This window comes from Fulvivirga marina (assembly GCF_016775155.1).
Lineage (GTDB): Bacteria > Bacteroidota > Bacteroidia > Cytophagales > Cyclobacteriaceae > Fulvivirga > Fulvivirga marina.
The window spans coordinates 44,569-61,526 of sequence record NZ_JAEUGD010000042.1; the positions used below are offsets into that span (position 1 = coordinate 44,569).

The window sequence follows — 16,958 nt, forward strand, 5'->3', positions numbered from 1 at the left end:
AATCAACTTAATTATGAAAAAACCTAAAATTAAATCAACATGTAACATTTCCATTTTAGTAATGGGGGTATTATTTTTCTCCATGATATCGTGCCGAGAGGATGTATTGAATGATCAGACTCAGAATAGTAATCAATTTGCTCAAAACCTGTCTGGAGAAAAGCAGAATCAAAGTGCTCGTTTGGGCAAGGGTATATGTTTCCCCGTGGTTGATCCTGGTAGAATTGTAAGGAGAACTTTAGTCTTACGCTGCGATGACACATGGGGTGAATGCAACCGCTATTATACCGAGTGCTTACCTTGGCTTGATCCTTGTGCTTTGATTCCTTGCGGAATCGAATGGAGAGACCCCTGGATTATATATGATAAGTTCAGAGAAACGCCTGAGGTTTTCGATTCATTTCGGGATGCCGGTCAAATTAAAATTGACCCCTCCACTACCAGAGCTTATTTCCCTGTAAATGGAAGTGTGCTGGGTATGCAGTTTTACCAGGAATGGGAGCATTCACTATCCAAAGACAAACTGCATTTACGCACTGCCCTTTTACTTGATGAAGAAACGGCCAATGATTATGGCTTAGAGGGTGATGTTTTACCAGCGGGTATTTATCCGGTTATTTACAACGAGAAGAATAATACATTTAATGCTTTTGCTGCAGTTAGTAAATTCCCTGTTGAATATGACAGGCCAATTAATCAGATCATTCCAGCATACTTTGATGGTACTTTAAATTCGCTTCTCAAAGACTTTTATATTAAAGAACAACCCGAATCCGTATTAATTGAAACGGACCTGGAGAAGTATACGGTTGAACCAAACATTTCCAAAAACATTGCCGGAGTATATGCAGCCTCATCAAACCTTTATGATCTGAGCCTGATATTCAAAGGTGACCCAAACCCACAGTCGAGTAAATACGGCACGCCAACGAAAATTTTGGTTGAAGGAGAAATTTGGTTGAATGAAGAGATAGCTAAACTTTTAAATATTGAGCCATTCTTAATTAGACCTGAAAATGTTCATCAGGCGTATGATGAGAAGGAGGATGTTTTAAGAGTGACTATTTTAAGATAAGGTAAATAATAAAGATGCCACTCTTTAACCGGAAAAACCGGATTGGAATGGCATCTTTATTATTCTTAGTAATGCTTAAAACTTCTCAGTCTCAGCAAAGAAGAAGTTTCCTTCAATAGTTGCATTTTCATCAGAGTCGGAGCCATGAATAGCATTAGCTTCGATTGACTCAGCAAATAATTTTCTGATGGTGCCTTCAGCAGCTTCTTTAGGGTTAGTAGCTCCGATTAGTTTTCTAAAGTCCTCAACAGCATTGTCTTTTTCAAGGATCATAGGCACTATAGCGCCTGAAGACATGTAGTTAGTAAGGTCTTCATAAAAAGGACGCTCTTTGTGAACGGCGTAAAACTGTCCCGCTCTTTCTTTTGACATGTAGGTTTTTTTCATTGCTACAATTTTAAAACCTGCCTCTTCTATCATTTTGATGATAGCTCCAGTGTTGCCGGCACCTACGGCATCAGGTTTTATCATTGTGAAAGTTCTTTTTCCAGCCATAATTTTCTTCTGATTTTGAATTTGCCGCAAAAGTAGTAGAATATTTCTTATTAAATGATCTTAAAAGTGTTAAATGTTATGCATTCCGATAATCAGAGAGAGGTATTTTGTATTTGACCGATTTTATTATCAATTTTGCCGTTTATTAAAATATTAGCCCCATTATCAAAGAGAGGGCGAATTTAGAAGGAATGCAGAATCTGGAAGCTTTTAAAACGGTCATCAGTAGTCCAAAGAAGGTGGTAATTACCACTCATCATAAGCCTGATGCTGATGCACTTGGGTCCTCGTTAGGATTAGCAGGGTATTTGAAAAAGAAGGGACATGAAGTGTCGGTCATTACACCTACCGATTATGCTGACTTCCTTACCTGGATGAATGGCAATGGTGAGGTCATCATATTTAATCAGGGTAATGAGGAAAAATCTGAGCGACTGATCAAAGAAGCCGATATGGTTTTTTGTCTGGACTTCTCAAGTTTGAACAGGATCAATGAGCTTGGTGAAATGGTGAGAGAGTCAAAGTCTATTAAGGTACTCATAGACCACCATCTTGAACCGGAGGAATTTGCTGATTTCGTTTATTGGAGTACCCAAGCTGCAGCTACTGCAGAACTTGTATATGATCTGATTTGCGATTTAGGAGACAGACAGCTTATAGATAAGCACATTTCAGAAAGTCTTTATGCGGGAATAATGACAGATACTGGTAGCTTCAAACACCCTAACACCACCAAAAATGTATTTAATGTTTGTGCACAGTTGGTGGAGCTTGGTGCGGACACAGCTAAAGTTTCCAAGCTGGTTTATGATACCAATTCGCTGGATAAAGTGAAGTTCCTTGGATATGCTTTAAACGAAAAACTTAAAGTACTTGATGGGTTTAATACAGCTTATTTTGCTATTTCTGCGGATGAGTTAAAAAGATTTAACTCGAAAACCGGAGATACTGAAGGTCTGGTTAATTATGCTTTGTCTATTGAGGGGATAAAGTTTGCCGCAGTGATCATAGATAGGACGGAAGCTGTGAAAATGTCTTTCCGTTCCATAGGTGATTTTTCTGTTAATGAATTTGCAAGAAAGCATTTTGAAGGTGGTGGGCATAAAAATGCTTCAGGAGGAAAATCAGACCTTTCTTTTGAAGAAACAGTGAAGAAATTTGAGAATGTTCTCAATGAATATAAAGACGAATTAAGTACAAAAATTAAAACCTACGCTTAAATGATTAATACATTCAAAACCCTAGTGGCATTATTGGTAGTAGTGGCTTTACAATCATGCAATGACCCAGAAAAGAAAACTGCTTCCGGGATGACCTACAGCCTCGTAAAGGAAGGCGATGGTCAGCCTATTGAGGATGGTCAGTACTTGCTGATGAATATGGAATACAAAGATGATAAGGATTCTGTATGGATGACCACTGCAGAGCAGGGTGTTCCTATTGTGGTGCCTAAGAATGACTCTGTATGGAGTAGCAGCGAGGGTAGTATTGAGCAAATTTTTAATGAGCTTTCAAAAGGTGATAGCGTTACCTTCACTATTTCAATTAAAGACTTTTTTGACAAGACAGTAAAAGCTGAGATGCCCGCCGAAGTAAGTAAAGAGGGAAGCCTGACTTTCAAAGTAGGTGTGCAAAATGTGCTTAGCCAGGAAGAGTTCATGACATGGCAGCAGGAAATGATGGCTAAGCAGCAGAAAAAGCGTGAAGAGGAAGCGGAAGAGCAATTAACTGCTGACGTTGCAGCTATCGAAAGCTTTCTTAAAGAGAATAATATTGAGGCTGAAAGAACGGAGTCAGGTATATTCTATGTTATGAAGGAAGAAGGTGCAGGGGAGCAGGCAGCATCTGGTGATACCGTAAAAGTGAACTATGCAGGACACGTATTGAATGGTGCATTTTTCGATACCAATGATGAGGCTTTGGCCAAAGAAAAAGAATTGTTTAATGAGCAGCGAGCAGCACAGGGTGGATATGATCCTTTAGAGTTTGTGCTTGGACAGGGAAGAGTGATCAAAGGCTGGGATGAAGGTATAGCATTGCTTAAAGAAGGTGGTAAAGCCACATTATATATTCCATCACCATTGGCATATGGCCCACGTCAGAGAAGTGCTGAAATCGTTGCTAATTCCATTCTCGTATTTGATGTGGAGTTGGTAGAAGTTAATTAATAAATGAATAGATATTTAATTTACCTAGTAACACTGCTGGTTATTGCCGGCAGTGTTTTCAGTTGTTCAGATGATGATGAACAGGGGCTTTCTGTTCAGGAGCAGTTTGAAAAAGAAACAGCTGAGATTGATCAGTACCTGACTGAAAATGGTATAAAGGCCCTTGTGGATTCTGCATCAGGGCTTCGTTACGTTTTGAAAAATGATACCATTAGCGAGCACCCACAGCCAAAAGATGTTATAGTGTTTAACTATGCAGGACGGTTTTTGTCTGATGAGGTATTTGAGGAGGGTGATTCTCTAGAGGTTACGTTGGGTAGTCTTATACCCGGTTTTCAGAGGGGGTTACAGTTATTTTCCGAGGGGACTTCAGGTACATTATTTATACAATCATATTATGGTTATGGTAAAACAGGTCAGGGGCCTGTTCCGCCAAATACGCCCTTGATATTTGAAGTTGACCTAATAGAGGTAAAATAGACAGTTATGGAAATCTGTTTTGCCACTAATAACACCAATAAAATTAATGAAATAAAACGTCTGCTCCCCGACCACATAAAGTTGGTGGGTTTGCAGGACATAGGCTGCACTGAAGAGTTACGAGAAGATCAAAAGACTCTTGAAGGTAACTCTCATCAAAAGGCGGACTATATTTATAAGAACTATAAAGTGCCATGCTTTGCAGATGATACTGGCTTGGAAGTGTTTGTATTGGATGGTGAACCTGGTGTCCGGTCGGCACGGTATGCAGGGGATGCCCGAAGTAATGAGGACAACATCAACCTGCTGCTTAAGAACCTGAAAGGGCAGGAAAACAGGAATGCTCAGTTCAGAACAGTAATTACACTTATCCTTAATGGTAAAATCAGGCAATTTGAGGGAATAGTGAAGGGTGATATTATTGAAGAAAGAGTTGGCAACGAGGGCTTTGGTTACGATCCGGTCTTTATACCCAAAGGGTATAAAAAAACCTTTGCTCAAATGACAATTGAGGAAAAGAATCAAATCAGCCATAGAGGTATTGCTATCAGAAAACTTATTGAGTACTTATCAACGCATATAAAAGACTAATTTTGTGAATCCGTTTATTATAGGCATTACCGGGGGAAGCGCCTCAGGCAAAACCTTATTTTTAAATAGCCTGTTGCGCGAGTTTGAGAAAAAGGATGTATGTCTTATCTCGCAGGATAATTATTACCTGCCCCGAGACCAGCAACCACTTGATGAGAACGGGGTGAAGAATTTTGATACCCCTCAGTCCATTGATGCCAAGGCTTTTGCCGCTGACATTAGAAAAATAAAAGCTGGAGAAGGGTTTTCAAGGCTTGAATACACTTTTAATAATCCTAATGTAGTGGCACAGATGTTACACTTTGATGCTGCACCTATAGTGGTTATTGAAGGGCTTTTCGTTATGCACTTTCAGGAAATTAATGATCTTCTCGATCTTAGATTGTTTATCTCCGCGAAAGATCACGTAAAGCTTAAGCGTAGGATTGTCAGAGATAAAGTGGAAAGAGGTTATGACTTGGATGATGTACTTTACCGGTTTGAGAAGCATGTTATGCCTACCTATGAAAGATACCTGGAACCCTTAAAAGATGAGGCAGATCTGATTATACCAAACAACAAAAGCTTTGATAGTGCGCTGAATGTGCTTTCAGGCTTTTTTAGGTCTAGGTTGAATATGTAAGCCTCTTCTTGTTTTATAAGGTATAATCATTACTTTTGTGGGTCCTGAAAAAGAATGAATAAGCAACGCCACATATCAAATTACAAGCAAACCATCGGGATTGTTATTGGCATTGTAGCTGCTATTGTGATACTTGTATCACAATCATTCTACTACGATTATATGGCAAGCACCGAGGGAGGTGTTAAAACCGAAATTGGTAGTGAACCCACGGGTGAACAGCAGCCGGATATCCTAACTATAGGGAAGGATGCTGTTACAACCGTAGTACAGTTCACTATTACGCAGGTGCTTCAGTTTATTGCTGACTTACAGCTGGCCAATAGTGATGAAGTACAGATAGAATTTGATCAGAAGGTAGAGCTCAATACCTTCTTTAAGACACTTTTTCGTTTAATTATATCCCCAAACGCCCCGTAGACTAGTTGGCGTACTTCTATTTTTATTTATCACATTCTAGCAATGTGATACTTTCATAATTCTTAAAAAACCTAACTATAAATATTTATTACAATGCGAAATAAAGGTGCAGTAGTATTTTTAACTATCATTATTACGTTGTTGTGCGTCTATTATCTGTCGTTCACATTTGTGGCGAGAAATATTCAACAAGACGCTATTGACTTTGCAACGGACGAGTCTGGCATCGTTGATCTTAGCAAGAAGCAGTCATATCTGGATTCGGTTTATAATTTGCCTGTTTATAATCTGTTTGGTGCAGAGTTTACTTATAAAGAAGTAAAAGACACTGAGTTAAGCCTTGGATTGGACTTGCAAGGTGGTATGCATGTGACTTTGGAGGTTTCTCCAGTTGACATCATTAAAGGTCTAAGCGGAAATAGCCAAGACCCGGCTTTCCTTTCAGCCATAGAGAAAGCCAAGGAAAAGCAGAGAAACAGCCAGGAAAGATTCTCGGATCTTTTCTACGAATCTTATCAGGAAACCACAGAGAAGCCACTGGCTGATATATTTGCAACAGCGGCCAACCGTGGAAGAATTAGTCGAAGTGACAGTGATGATGCTGTAATGGGTATCATTTCAAAAGAAATTGAGGATGCTATTGACAGGTCATTCATCATTTTAAGAACAAGGATTGACCAGTTTGGTACTTCACAGCCTAACATCCAAAGGTTGCAAGGTACAGGTAGGATCCAGATTGAAATACCGGGTGCAGATAACCCTGAGAGAATCAGAAAACTTCTACAAGGTGTAGCTAAATTGGAGTTCTGGGAAGTGGCAGAACTAAGTGAAATTAACAACTCACTAGTAGCTATTAACGATATGCTTGTTAAGGAGCAGAAAGCCAAAGCGGAACTAAATGCTTCTGACTTGAAATCTGAAGTAAATGAAAGTGATGTAACTGAGCAGGAAGATCTTGGTGATGCACTGGCTGCGGATTCAACAGAGGAAGTGGCGAGTGATCTTGATGCAGCTCTTAGTGGTGATACCACAGCTACTGATCAACTAGACTCATTAGTTAACAATGAAGTATCTCCATTATTTGCCTTAATTAAAGCTCGTGACGGACTAGTTTATGATGTAAGTGATACTACTGTAATTGGAAAAATATTAAGAAGGGATGATGTTCAGTCTATTCTTCCAAGAACCGTGAAGCCACTATGGGAGGTAAAACCCACAGTCAATGAACAAACAGGAGAAGAGTTTCTTCAGTTGTATTTTGTTAGAAAGGGACGTGGAGGTAATGCAAAGCTGACTGGTGAAGTAATTACAGATGCGCGTCAGGACCTTGACCAGTTTAGCCGTCCGGCGGTAAGCATGCAGATGAATGCTTTAGGTACAAGAGTTTGGGCTAAAATGACTGCTGATGCTGCTAATCAGACTCCAAAAGGAAGGATCGCTATTGTATTGGATAACCTTGTATACTCAGCACCTTATGTAAACGGAGAGATCCCTAACGGTAGCTCTCAGATATCTGGTAACTTTTCTATTGAGGAGGCTAAAGATTTGGCCAACATTTTGAAGGCGGGTTCATTACCTGCACCAACTCGTATAGTTGAGGAGGCTATTGTTGGACCTACACTAGGTAAAATTGCCCGCGATCAGGGTATCATTTCTATAGTTTCAGGTTTGGTTATCGTGGTACTTTTCATGATTGCATACTATGCTAAAGGTGGTTTTGTGGCCAATATAGCTTTGGTTTTCAATGTGTTCTTTATTTTGGGTATTCTGGCTCAATTTAATGCTTCATTAACCTTACCTGGTATGGCTGGTATACTTTTAACCATTGGTATGTCGATAGATGCTAACGTACTTATTTTTGAGCGTATCAGAGAGGAATTGAATAATGGTGTGACGCTGAAAGCGGCCATTACTGATGGATACAAGAAGGCATTTAGCTCTATTGTGGATGCCAACGTGACTACTTTGCTTACTGCAGTTATTCTATATGTGTTAGGGCAAGGGCCAGTTAAAGGGTTTGCCATCACCTTGATGATTGGTATAGTTTGTTCATTCTTCTCGGCAGTATACATAACCAGAGTTATTATTGAGTGGATGGTGAGAAAAGGTGACGAGAGCAAAGTATCGTTTAAAACACCGTTGTCAAAAAATATGCTTGCTGACTTTGGGATAGATTTTATGGGGAAAAGAAGATTGGCTTACCTTGTTTCGGGAGCCGTCATTGTAGTTGGTTTGGCTATTGTTACCGTGCAGGGACTTAACCTTGGTGTTGACTTCAAGGGTGGTCGTTCGTACATCGTTAACTTCGAGAATCCGGTGGCTGCTACTGATATGAAGCTATCACTATCAGAATCACTTGCAGGAGCAGGTACAGAGGTTAAAAACTTTGGTAGCAACAATATAATGAAAGTGACTACATCATACATGGTAGATGATGAGTCCGATACAGCTGATGAGGAAGTGAAAAATGCGGTTATTGGCGGTATAGAATCATTTACCGGCCAGAAGTATGTGGCTAATAGCTCACAGGTAGATGCTGAACACTTTACCATTTCAGGGTCATCAAAAGTGGGGGCTACTATAGCTGATGACATCAAGAGTTCTTCGTACGAGGCAGGTATATTCTCTATCGTTATCATTTTCCTTTACATTTTGATCAGGTTTAGAAAGTGGCAGTTCAGTACAGGTGCTATAGTGGCTGTTGTTCATGATACTCTGTTTGTTTTCGCCATGTTTGGTATAGCAGGCCTATTTGGTATTCGTTTCGAAGTAGATCAGGTATTTGTTGCAGCTTTGCTGACGGTTATTGGTTACTCCATTAACGATACCGTGGTTGTATTTGACAGGATTCGTGAATACCTGAACTTGGGAACAAGTAATGATAGAATTAAAGTATTTAACTCAGCGATAAACACTACACTAAACAGAACCTTAATGACATCTATCACCACCTTAATTGTGGTATTAATATTGTTCATTTTTGGAGGTGAAGTATTAAGAGGGTTCTCCTTTGCCTTATTAGTAGGTATAATCGTGGGTACGTACTCTTCAATCTTTATTGCATCTCCAGTAGTAGTTGATCTGGATAAGAAGAAGATTGGGTAAGTAAATTAGATAATAATGAAAAAGCGGATGCCTGAACAAGACATCCGCTTTTTTGATTTTAATGGGTTTCTTTCCATACTTGGATTACTTACTTGTCTCTGAAGGTTAGCAATAACTTATCCAGTGATGGAAATACGGTATGTTTATTAACTTACAAAATGCAAGAAATCAAATTATATAAATCCCCCTGGAAAGCTATAAAGCTTCTTCTGTTGTCATCAGTTTTTGTGATAGGAGGCATATGGCTCTTAACTTCAACTTCAGCTCCAAAATGGGTTGGGTGGGTGTCTGTTTGCTTTTTTGGTTTAGGTTACCCGATTGGAGTGTTCCATTTATTTGACAGAAGACCTCAAATCATAATCAATGAAATTGGCATTTATGATAGAACGACCAATCAAGACTCCATCAATTGGGAAATAATACAAAATGCTTATATGACTAATGTTCATGGACAAAAGTTTATTTGTTTGCAAGTGGATGAGTCTTATGAACCTTCAAAGAAGAAAGGGAAATGGCATAAAAACTTTGCTCAACTCAATAAATCTTTGGGGTTTCAGGAAATAAATATTTCACTGGGGCAAATAAAAATAGATGAAACAAGGTTGATGGATTTTATCAATGCAATGGCTTGTGTAGATAAGACCGAGAGAGTAAAAAAGATAAAAATGATCGAGAAACTCTGAAGAACTTTACTCAAAAGCCTTAGGCTACGTTATTCATCAAGCGGTTCGATTCGATGAGGCGCTACGAAAACCGATCAGCAATGATCGGTTTTTTGTTTTATGCCATTCTAAAACTACAGCGTCATCCTGAACGAATCCCGATGAAAACCAGAATCTTTAATGCATTGTGACTGTCCCCTTGAGGGAGGTGGCAATGCTATTAAGTTAAGGAAAAAAAGCCGATCAAGCTGGACTTGATCGGCCGTCTCTTTTATCTTCGAGACATAATAAATATATCGAGATATGAATTTAAAGAAAGAAAATGAGATGGTGAAGAACTCTGGAGGTTCTTCAAAAAAAAACTCTTTGATTTTTTACGAGACCCCGAGAAAATTTCTCTCTATAAACAATCTTCCGGGGATTTTAGCAGGTTATCAGCTTTATCCTTTGAAGTAGTTGTAGGCAGCATCCTTAATTTGTTCAAAGAGTCTGTAGAATTTAACCTTCAGAATATATTGCCCTCGCTCTCTGTCAGAGCAGTTACAGGTAGTGCTTTTTCGCAGGCGCGTTACAAGGTCAAACCTGAAGTTTTTCGTGACCTTCTGGAGTTTTTCAAAGAACCATACTGTGGTTTGGAAAAGAAACTTTGGAAAGGCCACATTCTTCTGGCCGGAGATGGAAGTACATTAAATTTACCTGCATCCAAGGATATTGAAGCTTACTTTGGGGTTCATTCAGTCAACCAATTAGGAACCAAAAGATATTTGGCGCGGGCTCTGCTTATCTATGATGTCCTTAACAACTTTATAGTCAGCGGACATATCTCCTCAATGAAAACCGGTGAAAAAACCTTCTAAGGGAGTGGTTGTCCACTGCTTTAATAAATGATAACCCCCCATCTAGCGCAAGCGTCCGTGGCTGTTGCACAACTCAAACTTAGCATAAAAAGTCACTGGTCATTTCATAAAATGGGGCTATTTTAATGCATGCAAGGACGAAAAAGCTATCAAGAGAAATTATTTACCTCTTTTCAACTCTCTGATCGAATTCCGGAAGAAAATCTTTACCGTCAAATATTAAAACTGATTGACTTTCAGTTTTTGTATCGTAAAACTGCTAAATACTATGGTAAGGAAGGACAGGCCAGTATTGATCCCGTGGTTTTCTTTAAACTGATGTTGGTTGGATATCTGGAAAACCTTTCCTCTGACCGAAAAATAATCCAATCGGCCTCCATGCGGATGGATGTTTTATTTTTTCTAGGTTATGATATAGATGAACCTCTTCCCTGGCATAGTACGCTTAGCAGGACGAGAAAACTTTACGGGGATGATGTTTTTTTGAGTCTTTTTCAAGAAGTATTTAAAACAATGTATTCATAAGGGGATGCTCTCAGGAAGAAGACAAGCCGTAGACAGTATGCTAATCAAAGCCAATGCATCCATGGAAAGTCTAATTGAGAAAGAAATCATGGCCGATGCGGCCACATATAGTGCTGAATTGAGAGATAATGAAGAGGATGACACCGACAAAATTAAAACCATGCCCATTACTAAGACTAAAGACGATCGATTTGGAAAAGACAAAAAGCGCAACAACAAAACCCACTACAGCCCCACTGATCCTGACTCTCGTATAGCAACCAAACCAGGTAAGCCTTACCAACTAAACTATTTAGGCCAGGTTTGTGTGGATACAGAAAGCCACGTAATCACACATGCACAAGCTTTTCATGCAGATAAAAGGGATAGCCAATGCTTGGAAGAAGTTCTTCTCCAAACAAGGAAGAACCTTAAAAAGAAGGCTTAACTATGGAGGAAGTTCTGGCAGACACTAACTATAGCAGCACCGAAACGCTTGAAATGCTGTTAAAAATGGGGCTGACAGGCTATATTCCCAATTTTGGAAGGTTTAAACCGGACAGGGCAGGGTTTACTTACATTGAAAAACACGATCATTACATTTGTTCTCAGGGCAAGCTACTGAAATACAAAGGGTTAAAAAAGAGCCATTCTCTTAGTAAGCAGTATATAAGTAGTACATCAGATTGTAAAGATTGTCCCATTCGCTCATCTTGCATAGGAAAGTCAAACCAGAAAATGATCACTGAAACGCTTTCCAGACCATTGTTTCAACAAATGGATCAACGTGTTAAAAGTCGAAAAGGCCAGCGAATGAAAAAGAAACGGCACAGCTCAGTTGAGCCCGTCATAGGCACGTTGGTGAATTACTTAAACATCAAACAGCTGAAAACCATAGGATTACTAAGTGCTAATAAATGTCTTATCATGTCCGCCATCGCTTACAATCTTAAAAAGCTTATCAAGTTCAAACAACCCTCACCTCCTGATTGGGCAGCTATGATAATAGCTAATTTGTCAGAAAAAAAATGCTGCAGTATTTATACAAGATTTTAATGGATCACAGATCATACTATCTGTTAAATGCAGCAATTTAATAAACTGTAGAAGCGAAACTCACTTATCTCACGCATACCGAATCATAGCAGTACCAGTTGTGCAACAGCCACGTCCGCTTGTGCTTTATTGTAATAGCTATTTATTGAAGCGAATTTACCTGCTCCTTACTATTCCAACTTTTCAAAAACCTCAATTACACCCAAATCAGCTAGTAAAAGGTTCGATATTTATCCTCATGGGGCTTGAACTTAGAAAACACCATGATTTTAATGGAATAAGTTGCGTTGATGACGGAGTTCATCCTAATACTTCTGCCAGAAATTCATATTGAAGAGCATTAATACCGTGAACAGCTCTAACCTGCCCAATAGCATCAGGAATGACAGTACCCATTTGCCAAAAGGGGTGATACTATAGAAATTGTCTACGGGACCTACCTCTCCTAAACCAGGTCCAATATTACCTAGTGAAGTGGCTACTGCACCAAGGGCCGTATCAAATTCCACTCCGGTAAAGGAGAGCAAGAATACTCCTACTGCATAAACCAGCATGTATATCATGACGAAGGCTAACACATTGTAAGTAATGCTCCGACTTACAGCAGCACCGTTGAGCCTTACTGGGATGACGGCTGAGGGGTGGAGTTGTCTGCGCATTTCCAGGAAACTGTTTTTAAATAATAAGGTATGTCTTACCACTTTAATGCCACCTGCTGTGGAACCAGTTGATCCCCCCACAAACATCAATAAAAAGAATACTATAGTCAGGAATGGCGCCCACTGAGTATAATCAGCGGTAACGTATCCCGTAGTGGTTATGATAGATACTACTTGAAAAAGAGAGTCACGGAATGATTTTTCAAACCCCTCCCATTTAGAAGAAAAGACAAAAAAGGAAATAGAAAGAGAAAGTAACAGGACTAGAATCAAATAGTTTCTAAACTCCTCGTTGGCCCACGCTTTTTTGAACTTTCCTTTTAGACCAAAGTAGGTAATGGTAAAGTTTGTGCCTGCCAAAAACATAAAAACGATGATCACATACTGAATATAGGCAGAGTCATAATAGGCTACACTGGCATTTTTGGTCGAAAATCCGCCTGTGGCCATAGTTGTTAGCGAATGGTTTAGAGCATCGTAGAAAGTCATGCCCCCAAACATGAGAAGTACAGTTTCTATTAGTGTCAGCCCCAGGTAGATGAACCATAATCTTTTGGCCACCTCTTTGATCCTTGGCTTCATTTTATCTGGCGAAATACCCGGTGCTTCTGCTACGAATAGCTGCATGCCCCCAATGCCCAGAATAGGCAATATGGCTACAGCCAATACGATTATACCCATACCACCTATCCATTGCGTAAGGCTTCTCCAAAAAAGAACACCTTTTGGAGCACTCTCTATATCTGTCATCACTGAGGCTCCTGTAGTGGTATAGCCAGAGATGGTTTCGAAAAAAGCGTTGGTGAAGTCAGGAATAGTGCCAGATAAAATGTAGGGCAAAGCACCAAAACACGACATGCATAGCCACCCCAGAGTCACAATAAGATAGCCGTCCTTTTTCTTTAGTTCCTTATTTTGTTCATTTCTGGTTGCCAACCAAGTGATACCTCCAACGATAATGGAAACAGCCCCTGATGTGGTCAAATGCCAGATATCTTCCCTGAAGTAGAGGGAAAAGGGGAGGCATAACAACATAAAAATACCGTTGATTACAAGCAGTAGCCCAAGTATGTTGGTTATTAACCAGAAGTTAAACCTCATAATGATTATTTGAAGAATTTTTCAACTGCGTGAATACATTCCGGACGACATAATACTACTGCCCGATCCTTCGGTCTGAACTGGAAGTCTCCCATGGTGGTATACCCCACCCCATTTCGCACAACTCCTCCGATTATGGCCCCTTTTGGGAACTTCAAGGACCTTATTTCTTTTTCTGTTATTTTAGACCCTGCTTTTACAATAAATTCAAGAATCTCGGCATCAACACCATGGATACTGGTAAGTGAAATAACATCTCCCTGGCGGATATAGCGGAAAATAAAGTTGGCAGCAATGAGCTTTTTGTTGATCATGGTGTCAACCCCGATATTTTGAGATAAGTGGATGTAGTCTATGTTTTCGACTAAGGCCACCGTTTTCTTAACGTTATTATTCTTCGCTACAAGACATGAGATAATATTTGTTTCAGAGTTGCCTGTTACAGCAATGAAGGCATCCATTTCCTCAATACCTTCTTCCTGAAGCAGCTCCACGTCACGCCCATCTCCATTGATGATCATAACATTTCTAAGCTGGTCAGCCAATTCAAAACACTTATCCTTATCGCTTTCAATAAGCTTCACATTGAATTTTCTACTGAGCCTTCTGGCAGCATGAAAACCAACCTTGCTTCCTCCCAGGATCATGATATTTCTGATTTCCTGCTTTTGCTTGCCAGAGAGCTGAAGCACACTGTCAACTCCATCAGGCTGAGCGATGAAATAGGCGTGGTCACCTTCTACAAACCTGTTTTCTCCATGCGGAATAATGGTATTGTTCTGGCGGAGAATGGCAACGGTGAGGAAATTTTGATTAGGGTTAAGGTGGGCAACTTCTATCATTGATTTGTTGCACAACTTACTGTTTTCATCTATTGTAACTCCTACAAGCGACAATTTACCCTGATCAAAGTCAAAGGTGTCAGTTAAGGCTACTTCCTTTAAGAGTCTTTTGATTTCTTTTGCTGCAAGCGATTCTGGCGAAATGATTTCATCTATCCCCAGGTCTTTCAGGTCAAGCTTCTCTTTATCCAGCAAGTATTCAAGATTCTGTATTCTTGCAACGGTCTTTTTAGCTCCAAGGTGCTTGCCAATCATTGCCGTTGTTAGGTTGGTTTCCTCTGAAGAAGTTACTGCTATTAGTAGGTCGGCATTTTCTACATCCGCTTCTTCTAGTATTTTATAGGAGGTGGAACTACCTTTGATTATGCCTACATCCAAACTACTGGAGGCTTGCCTGAGTGTGTCACCATCTTTGTCTATCAGTATAATATCCTGTCTTTCGTAGGCTAGCAGCTTGGCTAAGTGAAAGCCAACATCTCCAGCTCCTGCGATAATGATCCTCATGCCCATTTTAGTCCTTTAACCATTTTGTTTTGAAATAATCATTCTACCTGGCCACTAGCATCTTCAACTCTGACTCCTACTGAAAGAATTTCAGGGAGAGAGTCCCTTCTCATAAATTGTTCGAGCTTTAGTCTATAAGTTCCCGCTTGTTCAAACTGGAAACTCTTGAGGAGAGGAAATCTATGATCAAAAATATCACCCAGTCCATCTCCATAGGGTTTTCCTGTTTTAGGATGAAAAAGGTCTTTATTTACCAGTTCTGTTGAAATTTGGTTTCCTAACGTATCTTCCAAAGTATAATTAACATATATGTTTTGGAAAGGGTAAGAAACTGAATTTCTGAGATTGTAATATAAGTTGTATTTTCTTTCCTGGTTTTTTATCTGGAATTGGAACGTCAGACTAGAGTCAGCGATCCATGTTTTGTTTTCCAGATCTATATTTTCTTCATATATTCTATTGCTATCGCATGCAGTGAGTCCTGAGATCAGGAAAAGAAGAATTATTAACACCTGCTTTGTCATTTACTCTGGTTGCTTTGATTGTTTTTTTTACGATTTCTGAAGTTTTTGCGCTTCTTGTTTCTGCTTTTCTTTTTCTTGTTTCCTGTTTTGCTTTTAAACTTACGATCCATTTTTTCCAGATCACTGTTTAGTGCTACGTGATCATCTTTGCCAGGAACGTCATTTTCAAGCAGGGAGGCTGGTTTTTTGCCTGCTTTGTTAAGTTTAATAATTTCATTAACACGTCTAACGCCAATAGGGTGCCAGGTGTTTTCATCGTCATAGCCAAACCACATCACTTTTCTGAAAATATCTGTTTTCTGAAGTTTCGCTACGCCTTTTTCAGTAATTAGTGGTTTTTCAAGCTCTGGAATGTCTTTCAGAGCTTCCATATAAGTTTCGAGTTCATAATTGAGACAACACTTTAGCCGTCCACACTGACCTGATAGCTTACTGGGGTTTAATGAAAGGTTTTGGTACCTCGCAGCACTTGTGGAAACACTTTTGAAGTCAGAGAGCCAGGTAGAACAACATAATTCGCGGCCACATGAACCTATACCCCCAAGTCTGCCTGCCTCTTGTCGCAGGCTGATCTGGCGCATTTCTACTCTGATTTTGAATTCTGCAGCAAGCAGTTTAATTAGCTCTCTGAAATCGACTCTGTCGTCTGCTGAGTAATAAAATGTAGCTTTACTATTGTCCGCTTGATACTCTACGTCAGAAAGCTTCATGTCAAGCTTCAGATCATTGATGATCTGCCTGGTTTTGTAAAGCGTTGGCATTTCTCTTTTTCTGACCTCATCATATTTTTCGAGGTCTTTCTGGTGGGCTATACGGTAGATTTTTTTTACTTCATCGTCGTCATTGATTTTTTTCTTTTGCATCTGGAGTCTTACCAGTTCGCCCTGCAATGAGACATAACCGATATGGTGTCCATTGGGCACATCAACGACAATAGCATCACCAGTAGTAAGCTGAAGATTTTCGGTGTTTCTGAAAAAGTCCTTACGACCTCCCTTAAACCGTACTTCTACTACGTTAAATTTATCGACTACCGGCAAATCCATGTTGGAAAGCCAGTCAAAAACATTCATTTTATTGCATCCTCCGGTAAGGCATCCTCCATTGTTTTTACATCCTGCTACCTTTCCGTCCCCGGAGCTACAAGCACTACATCCCGCCATAACTTACTTTTGTTTCATCCACACTAAAGATAAATAAATATCCATAAACACAACTATGCTATGAATAAATAAGGAGCTACTCCTGAGGCTGTTCAAACCAATATTTGTATAGTGAATGAGGTTCAAGTGG

18 protein-coding genes are annotated in these 16,958 nt (G+C 39.7%); 13 read left to right on the plus strand and 5 right to left on the minus strand.

Features of this window, described 5'->3' with window-relative positions; genetic code table 11:
- Nucleotides 1-13: 13 nt before the first annotated feature.
- Nucleotides 14-1,075 (plus strand): hypothetical protein, encoded by a 1,062-nt coding sequence (locus JMN32_RS10960; RefSeq protein ID WP_202856379.1) that lies wholly within the window; start codon nucleotides 14-16, stop codon nucleotides 1,073-1,075.
- Nucleotides 1,076-1,150: 75 nt separating this feature from the next.
- Here the strand turns inward: JMN32_RS10960 and JMN32_RS10965 are convergent, their stop codons facing one another.
- Entirely contained in the window at nucleotides 1,151-1,570 is a 420-nt protein-coding gene (locus tag JMN32_RS10965) for a nucleoside-diphosphate kinase (protein WP_202856380.1), read from the minus strand.
- 191 nt (nucleotides 1,571-1,761) lie between these two features.
- Between JMN32_RS10965 and JMN32_RS10970 the strand changes: the two genes are divergently transcribed.
- The 12 genes from JMN32_RS10970 to JMN32_RS11025 all read left to right on the plus strand — a co-directional run bounded on the left by JMN32_RS10970 (nucleotide 1,762) and on the right by JMN32_RS11025 (nucleotide 12,035).
- On the plus strand, nucleotides 1,762-2,790 hold the full coding sequence (locus JMN32_RS10970; protein WP_202856381.1) for a DHH family phosphoesterase: 1,029 nt from the start codon (nucleotides 1,762-1,764) through the stop codon (nucleotides 2,788-2,790).
- The gene (locus JMN32_RS10975; protein WP_202856382.1) at nucleotides 2,791-3,738 is read left to right on the plus strand and encodes an FKBP-type peptidyl-prolyl cis-trans isomerase; all 948 of its coding nucleotides are present in this window, start codon (nucleotides 2,791-2,793) and stop codon (nucleotides 3,736-3,738) included.
- Between the two features lie 3 nt (nucleotides 3,739-3,741).
- On the plus strand, nucleotides 3,742-4,218 hold the full coding sequence (locus tag JMN32_RS10980) for an FKBP-type peptidyl-prolyl cis-trans isomerase (RefSeq protein ID WP_202856383.1): 477 nt from the start codon (nucleotides 3,742-3,744) through the stop codon (nucleotides 4,216-4,218).
- Between the two features lie 6 nt (nucleotides 4,219-4,224).
- Nucleotides 4,225-4,809: a non-canonical purine NTP diphosphatase gene (locus tag JMN32_RS10985; RefSeq protein ID WP_202856384.1), complete on the plus strand. Its 585-nt coding sequence runs from the start codon at nucleotides 4,225-4,227 to the stop codon at nucleotides 4,807-4,809.
- A gap of 4 nt (nucleotides 4,810-4,813) precedes the next feature.
- Nucleotides 4,814-5,431, plus strand: a complete 618-nt coding sequence (locus JMN32_RS10990; RefSeq protein ID WP_202856385.1) for a uridine kinase family protein — start codon at nucleotides 4,814-4,816, stop codon at nucleotides 5,429-5,431.
- Nucleotides 5,432-5,485: 54 nt separating this feature from the next.
- Nucleotides 5,486-5,851 (plus strand): hypothetical protein, encoded by a 366-nt coding sequence (locus JMN32_RS10995; protein WP_202856386.1) that lies wholly within the window; start codon nucleotides 5,486-5,488, stop codon nucleotides 5,849-5,851.
- A 93-nt stretch (nucleotides 5,852-5,944) separates the two neighbouring features.
- The gene (gene secDF, locus JMN32_RS11000; protein WP_202856387.1) at nucleotides 5,945-8,956 is read left to right on the plus strand and encodes a protein translocase subunit SecDF; all 3,012 of its coding nucleotides are present in this window, start codon (nucleotides 5,945-5,947) and stop codon (nucleotides 8,954-8,956) included.
- A gap of 158 nt (nucleotides 8,957-9,114) precedes the next feature.
- Complete coding sequence (locus JMN32_RS11005) at nucleotides 9,115-9,639, plus strand: STM3941 family protein (protein WP_202856388.1); 525 nt, start codon at nucleotides 9,115-9,117, stop codon at nucleotides 9,637-9,639.
- A gap of 455 nt (nucleotides 9,640-10,094) precedes the next feature.
- Nucleotides 10,095-10,475 (plus strand): hypothetical protein, encoded by a 381-nt coding sequence (locus JMN32_RS11010; RefSeq protein ID WP_202856389.1) that lies wholly within the window; start codon nucleotides 10,095-10,097, stop codon nucleotides 10,473-10,475.
- A gap of 129 nt (nucleotides 10,476-10,604) precedes the next feature.
- Nucleotides 10,605-11,000 carry a transposase gene (locus JMN32_RS11015; protein WP_202856390.1) on the plus strand — a complete coding sequence of 132 codons (396 nt, stop codon included), beginning with the start codon at nucleotides 10,605-10,607 and terminating at the stop codon, nucleotides 10,998-11,000.
- Nucleotides 11,001-11,037: 37 nt separating this feature from the next.
- Nucleotides 11,038-11,427: a hypothetical protein gene (locus JMN32_RS11020; protein ID WP_202856391.1), complete on the plus strand. Its 390-nt coding sequence runs from the start codon at nucleotides 11,038-11,040 to the stop codon at nucleotides 11,425-11,427.
- A 2-nt stretch (nucleotides 11,428-11,429) separates the two neighbouring features.
- Nucleotides 11,430-12,035: a transposase gene (locus JMN32_RS11025; protein ID WP_202856392.1), complete on the plus strand. Its 606-nt coding sequence runs from the start codon at nucleotides 11,430-11,432 to the stop codon at nucleotides 12,033-12,035.
- Nucleotides 12,036-12,340: 305 nt separating this feature from the next.
- Here JMN32_RS11025 and JMN32_RS11030 read toward each other — a convergent pair whose 3' ends face one another.
- Genes JMN32_RS11030 through JMN32_RS11045 form a run of 4 tightly spaced genes read right to left on the minus strand, consistent with a single transcriptional unit; the run spans nucleotide 12,341 to nucleotide 16,828 of the window.
- On the minus strand, nucleotides 12,341-13,795 hold the full coding sequence (locus tag JMN32_RS11030; protein WP_202856393.1) for a TrkH family potassium uptake protein: 1,455 nt from the start codon (nucleotides 13,793-13,795) through the stop codon (nucleotides 12,341-12,343).
- Between the two features lie 5 nt (nucleotides 13,796-13,800).
- Nucleotides 13,801-15,141, minus strand: a complete 1,341-nt coding sequence (gene trkA, locus JMN32_RS11035) for a Trk system potassium transporter TrkA (protein ID WP_202856394.1) — start codon at nucleotides 15,139-15,141, stop codon at nucleotides 13,801-13,803.
- 38 nt (nucleotides 15,142-15,179) lie between these two features.
- The gene (locus tag JMN32_RS11040) at nucleotides 15,180-15,665 is read right to left on the minus strand and encodes a gliding motility lipoprotein GldH (protein WP_202856395.1); all 486 of its coding nucleotides are present in this window, start codon (nucleotides 15,663-15,665) and stop codon (nucleotides 15,180-15,182) included.
- Nucleotides 15,662-16,828 carry a PSP1 domain-containing protein gene (locus tag JMN32_RS11045; protein WP_202856396.1) on the minus strand — a complete coding sequence of 389 codons (1,167 nt, stop codon included), beginning with the start codon at nucleotides 16,826-16,828 and terminating at the stop codon, nucleotides 15,662-15,664. Before JMN32_RS11045 ends, JMN32_RS11040 begins: the two co-directional genes overlap by 4 nt.
- Nucleotides 16,829-16,958 lie beyond the last annotated feature (130 nt).

Bases quoted from the DNA above. Each gene is read 5' to 3' on its own strand.
- JMN32_RS10960 (WP_202856379.1), top strand. From the start codon at position 14: ATGAAAAAACCTAAAATTAAATCAACATGTAACATTTCCATTTTAGTA.
- JMN32_RS10965 (WP_202856380.1), bottom strand. From the start codon at position 1,570: ATGGCTGGAAAAAGAACTTTCACAATGATAAAACCTGATGCCGTAGGT.
- JMN32_RS10970 (WP_202856381.1), top strand. From the start codon at position 1,762: ATGCAGAATCTGGAAGCTTTTAAAACGGTCATCAGTAGTCCAAAGAAG.
- JMN32_RS10975 (WP_202856382.1), top strand. From the start codon at position 2,791: ATGATTAATACATTCAAAACCCTAGTGGCATTATTGGTAGTAGTGGCT.
- JMN32_RS10980 (WP_202856383.1), top strand. From the start codon at position 3,742: ATGAATAGATATTTAATTTACCTAGTAACACTGCTGGTTATTGCCGGC.
- JMN32_RS10985 (WP_202856384.1), top strand. From the start codon at position 4,225: ATGGAAATCTGTTTTGCCACTAATAACACCAATAAAATTAATGAAATA.
- JMN32_RS10995 (WP_202856386.1), top strand. From the start codon at position 5,486: ATGAATAAGCAACGCCACATATCAAATTACAAGCAAACCATCGGGATT.
- secDF (WP_202856387.1), top strand. From the start codon at position 5,945: ATGCGAAATAAAGGTGCAGTAGTATTTTTAACTATCATTATTACGTTG.
- JMN32_RS11005 (WP_202856388.1), top strand. From the start codon at position 9,115: ATGCAAGAAATCAAATTATATAAATCCCCCTGGAAAGCTATAAAGCTT.
- JMN32_RS11015 (WP_202856390.1), top strand. From the start codon at position 10,605: ATGCAAGGACGAAAAAGCTATCAAGAGAAATTATTTACCTCTTTTCAA.
- JMN32_RS11020 (WP_202856391.1), top strand. From the start codon at position 11,038: ATGCTAATCAAAGCCAATGCATCCATGGAAAGTCTAATTGAGAAAGAA.
- JMN32_RS11025 (WP_202856392.1), top strand. From the start codon at position 11,430: ATGGAGGAAGTTCTGGCAGACACTAACTATAGCAGCACCGAAACGCTT.
- JMN32_RS11030 (WP_202856393.1), bottom strand. From the start codon at position 13,795: ATGAGGTTTAACTTCTGGTTAATAACCAACATACTTGGGCTACTGCTT.
- trkA (WP_202856394.1), bottom strand. From the start codon at position 15,141: ATGAGGATCATTATCGCAGGAGCTGGAGATGTTGGCTTTCACTTAGCC.
- JMN32_RS11040 (WP_202856395.1), bottom strand. From the start codon at position 15,665: ATGACAAAGCAGGTGTTAATAATTCTTCTTTTCCTGATCTCAGGACTC.
- JMN32_RS11045 (WP_202856396.1), bottom strand. From the start codon at position 16,828: ATGGCGGGATGTAGTGCTTGTAGCTCCGGGGACGGAAAGGTAGCAGGA.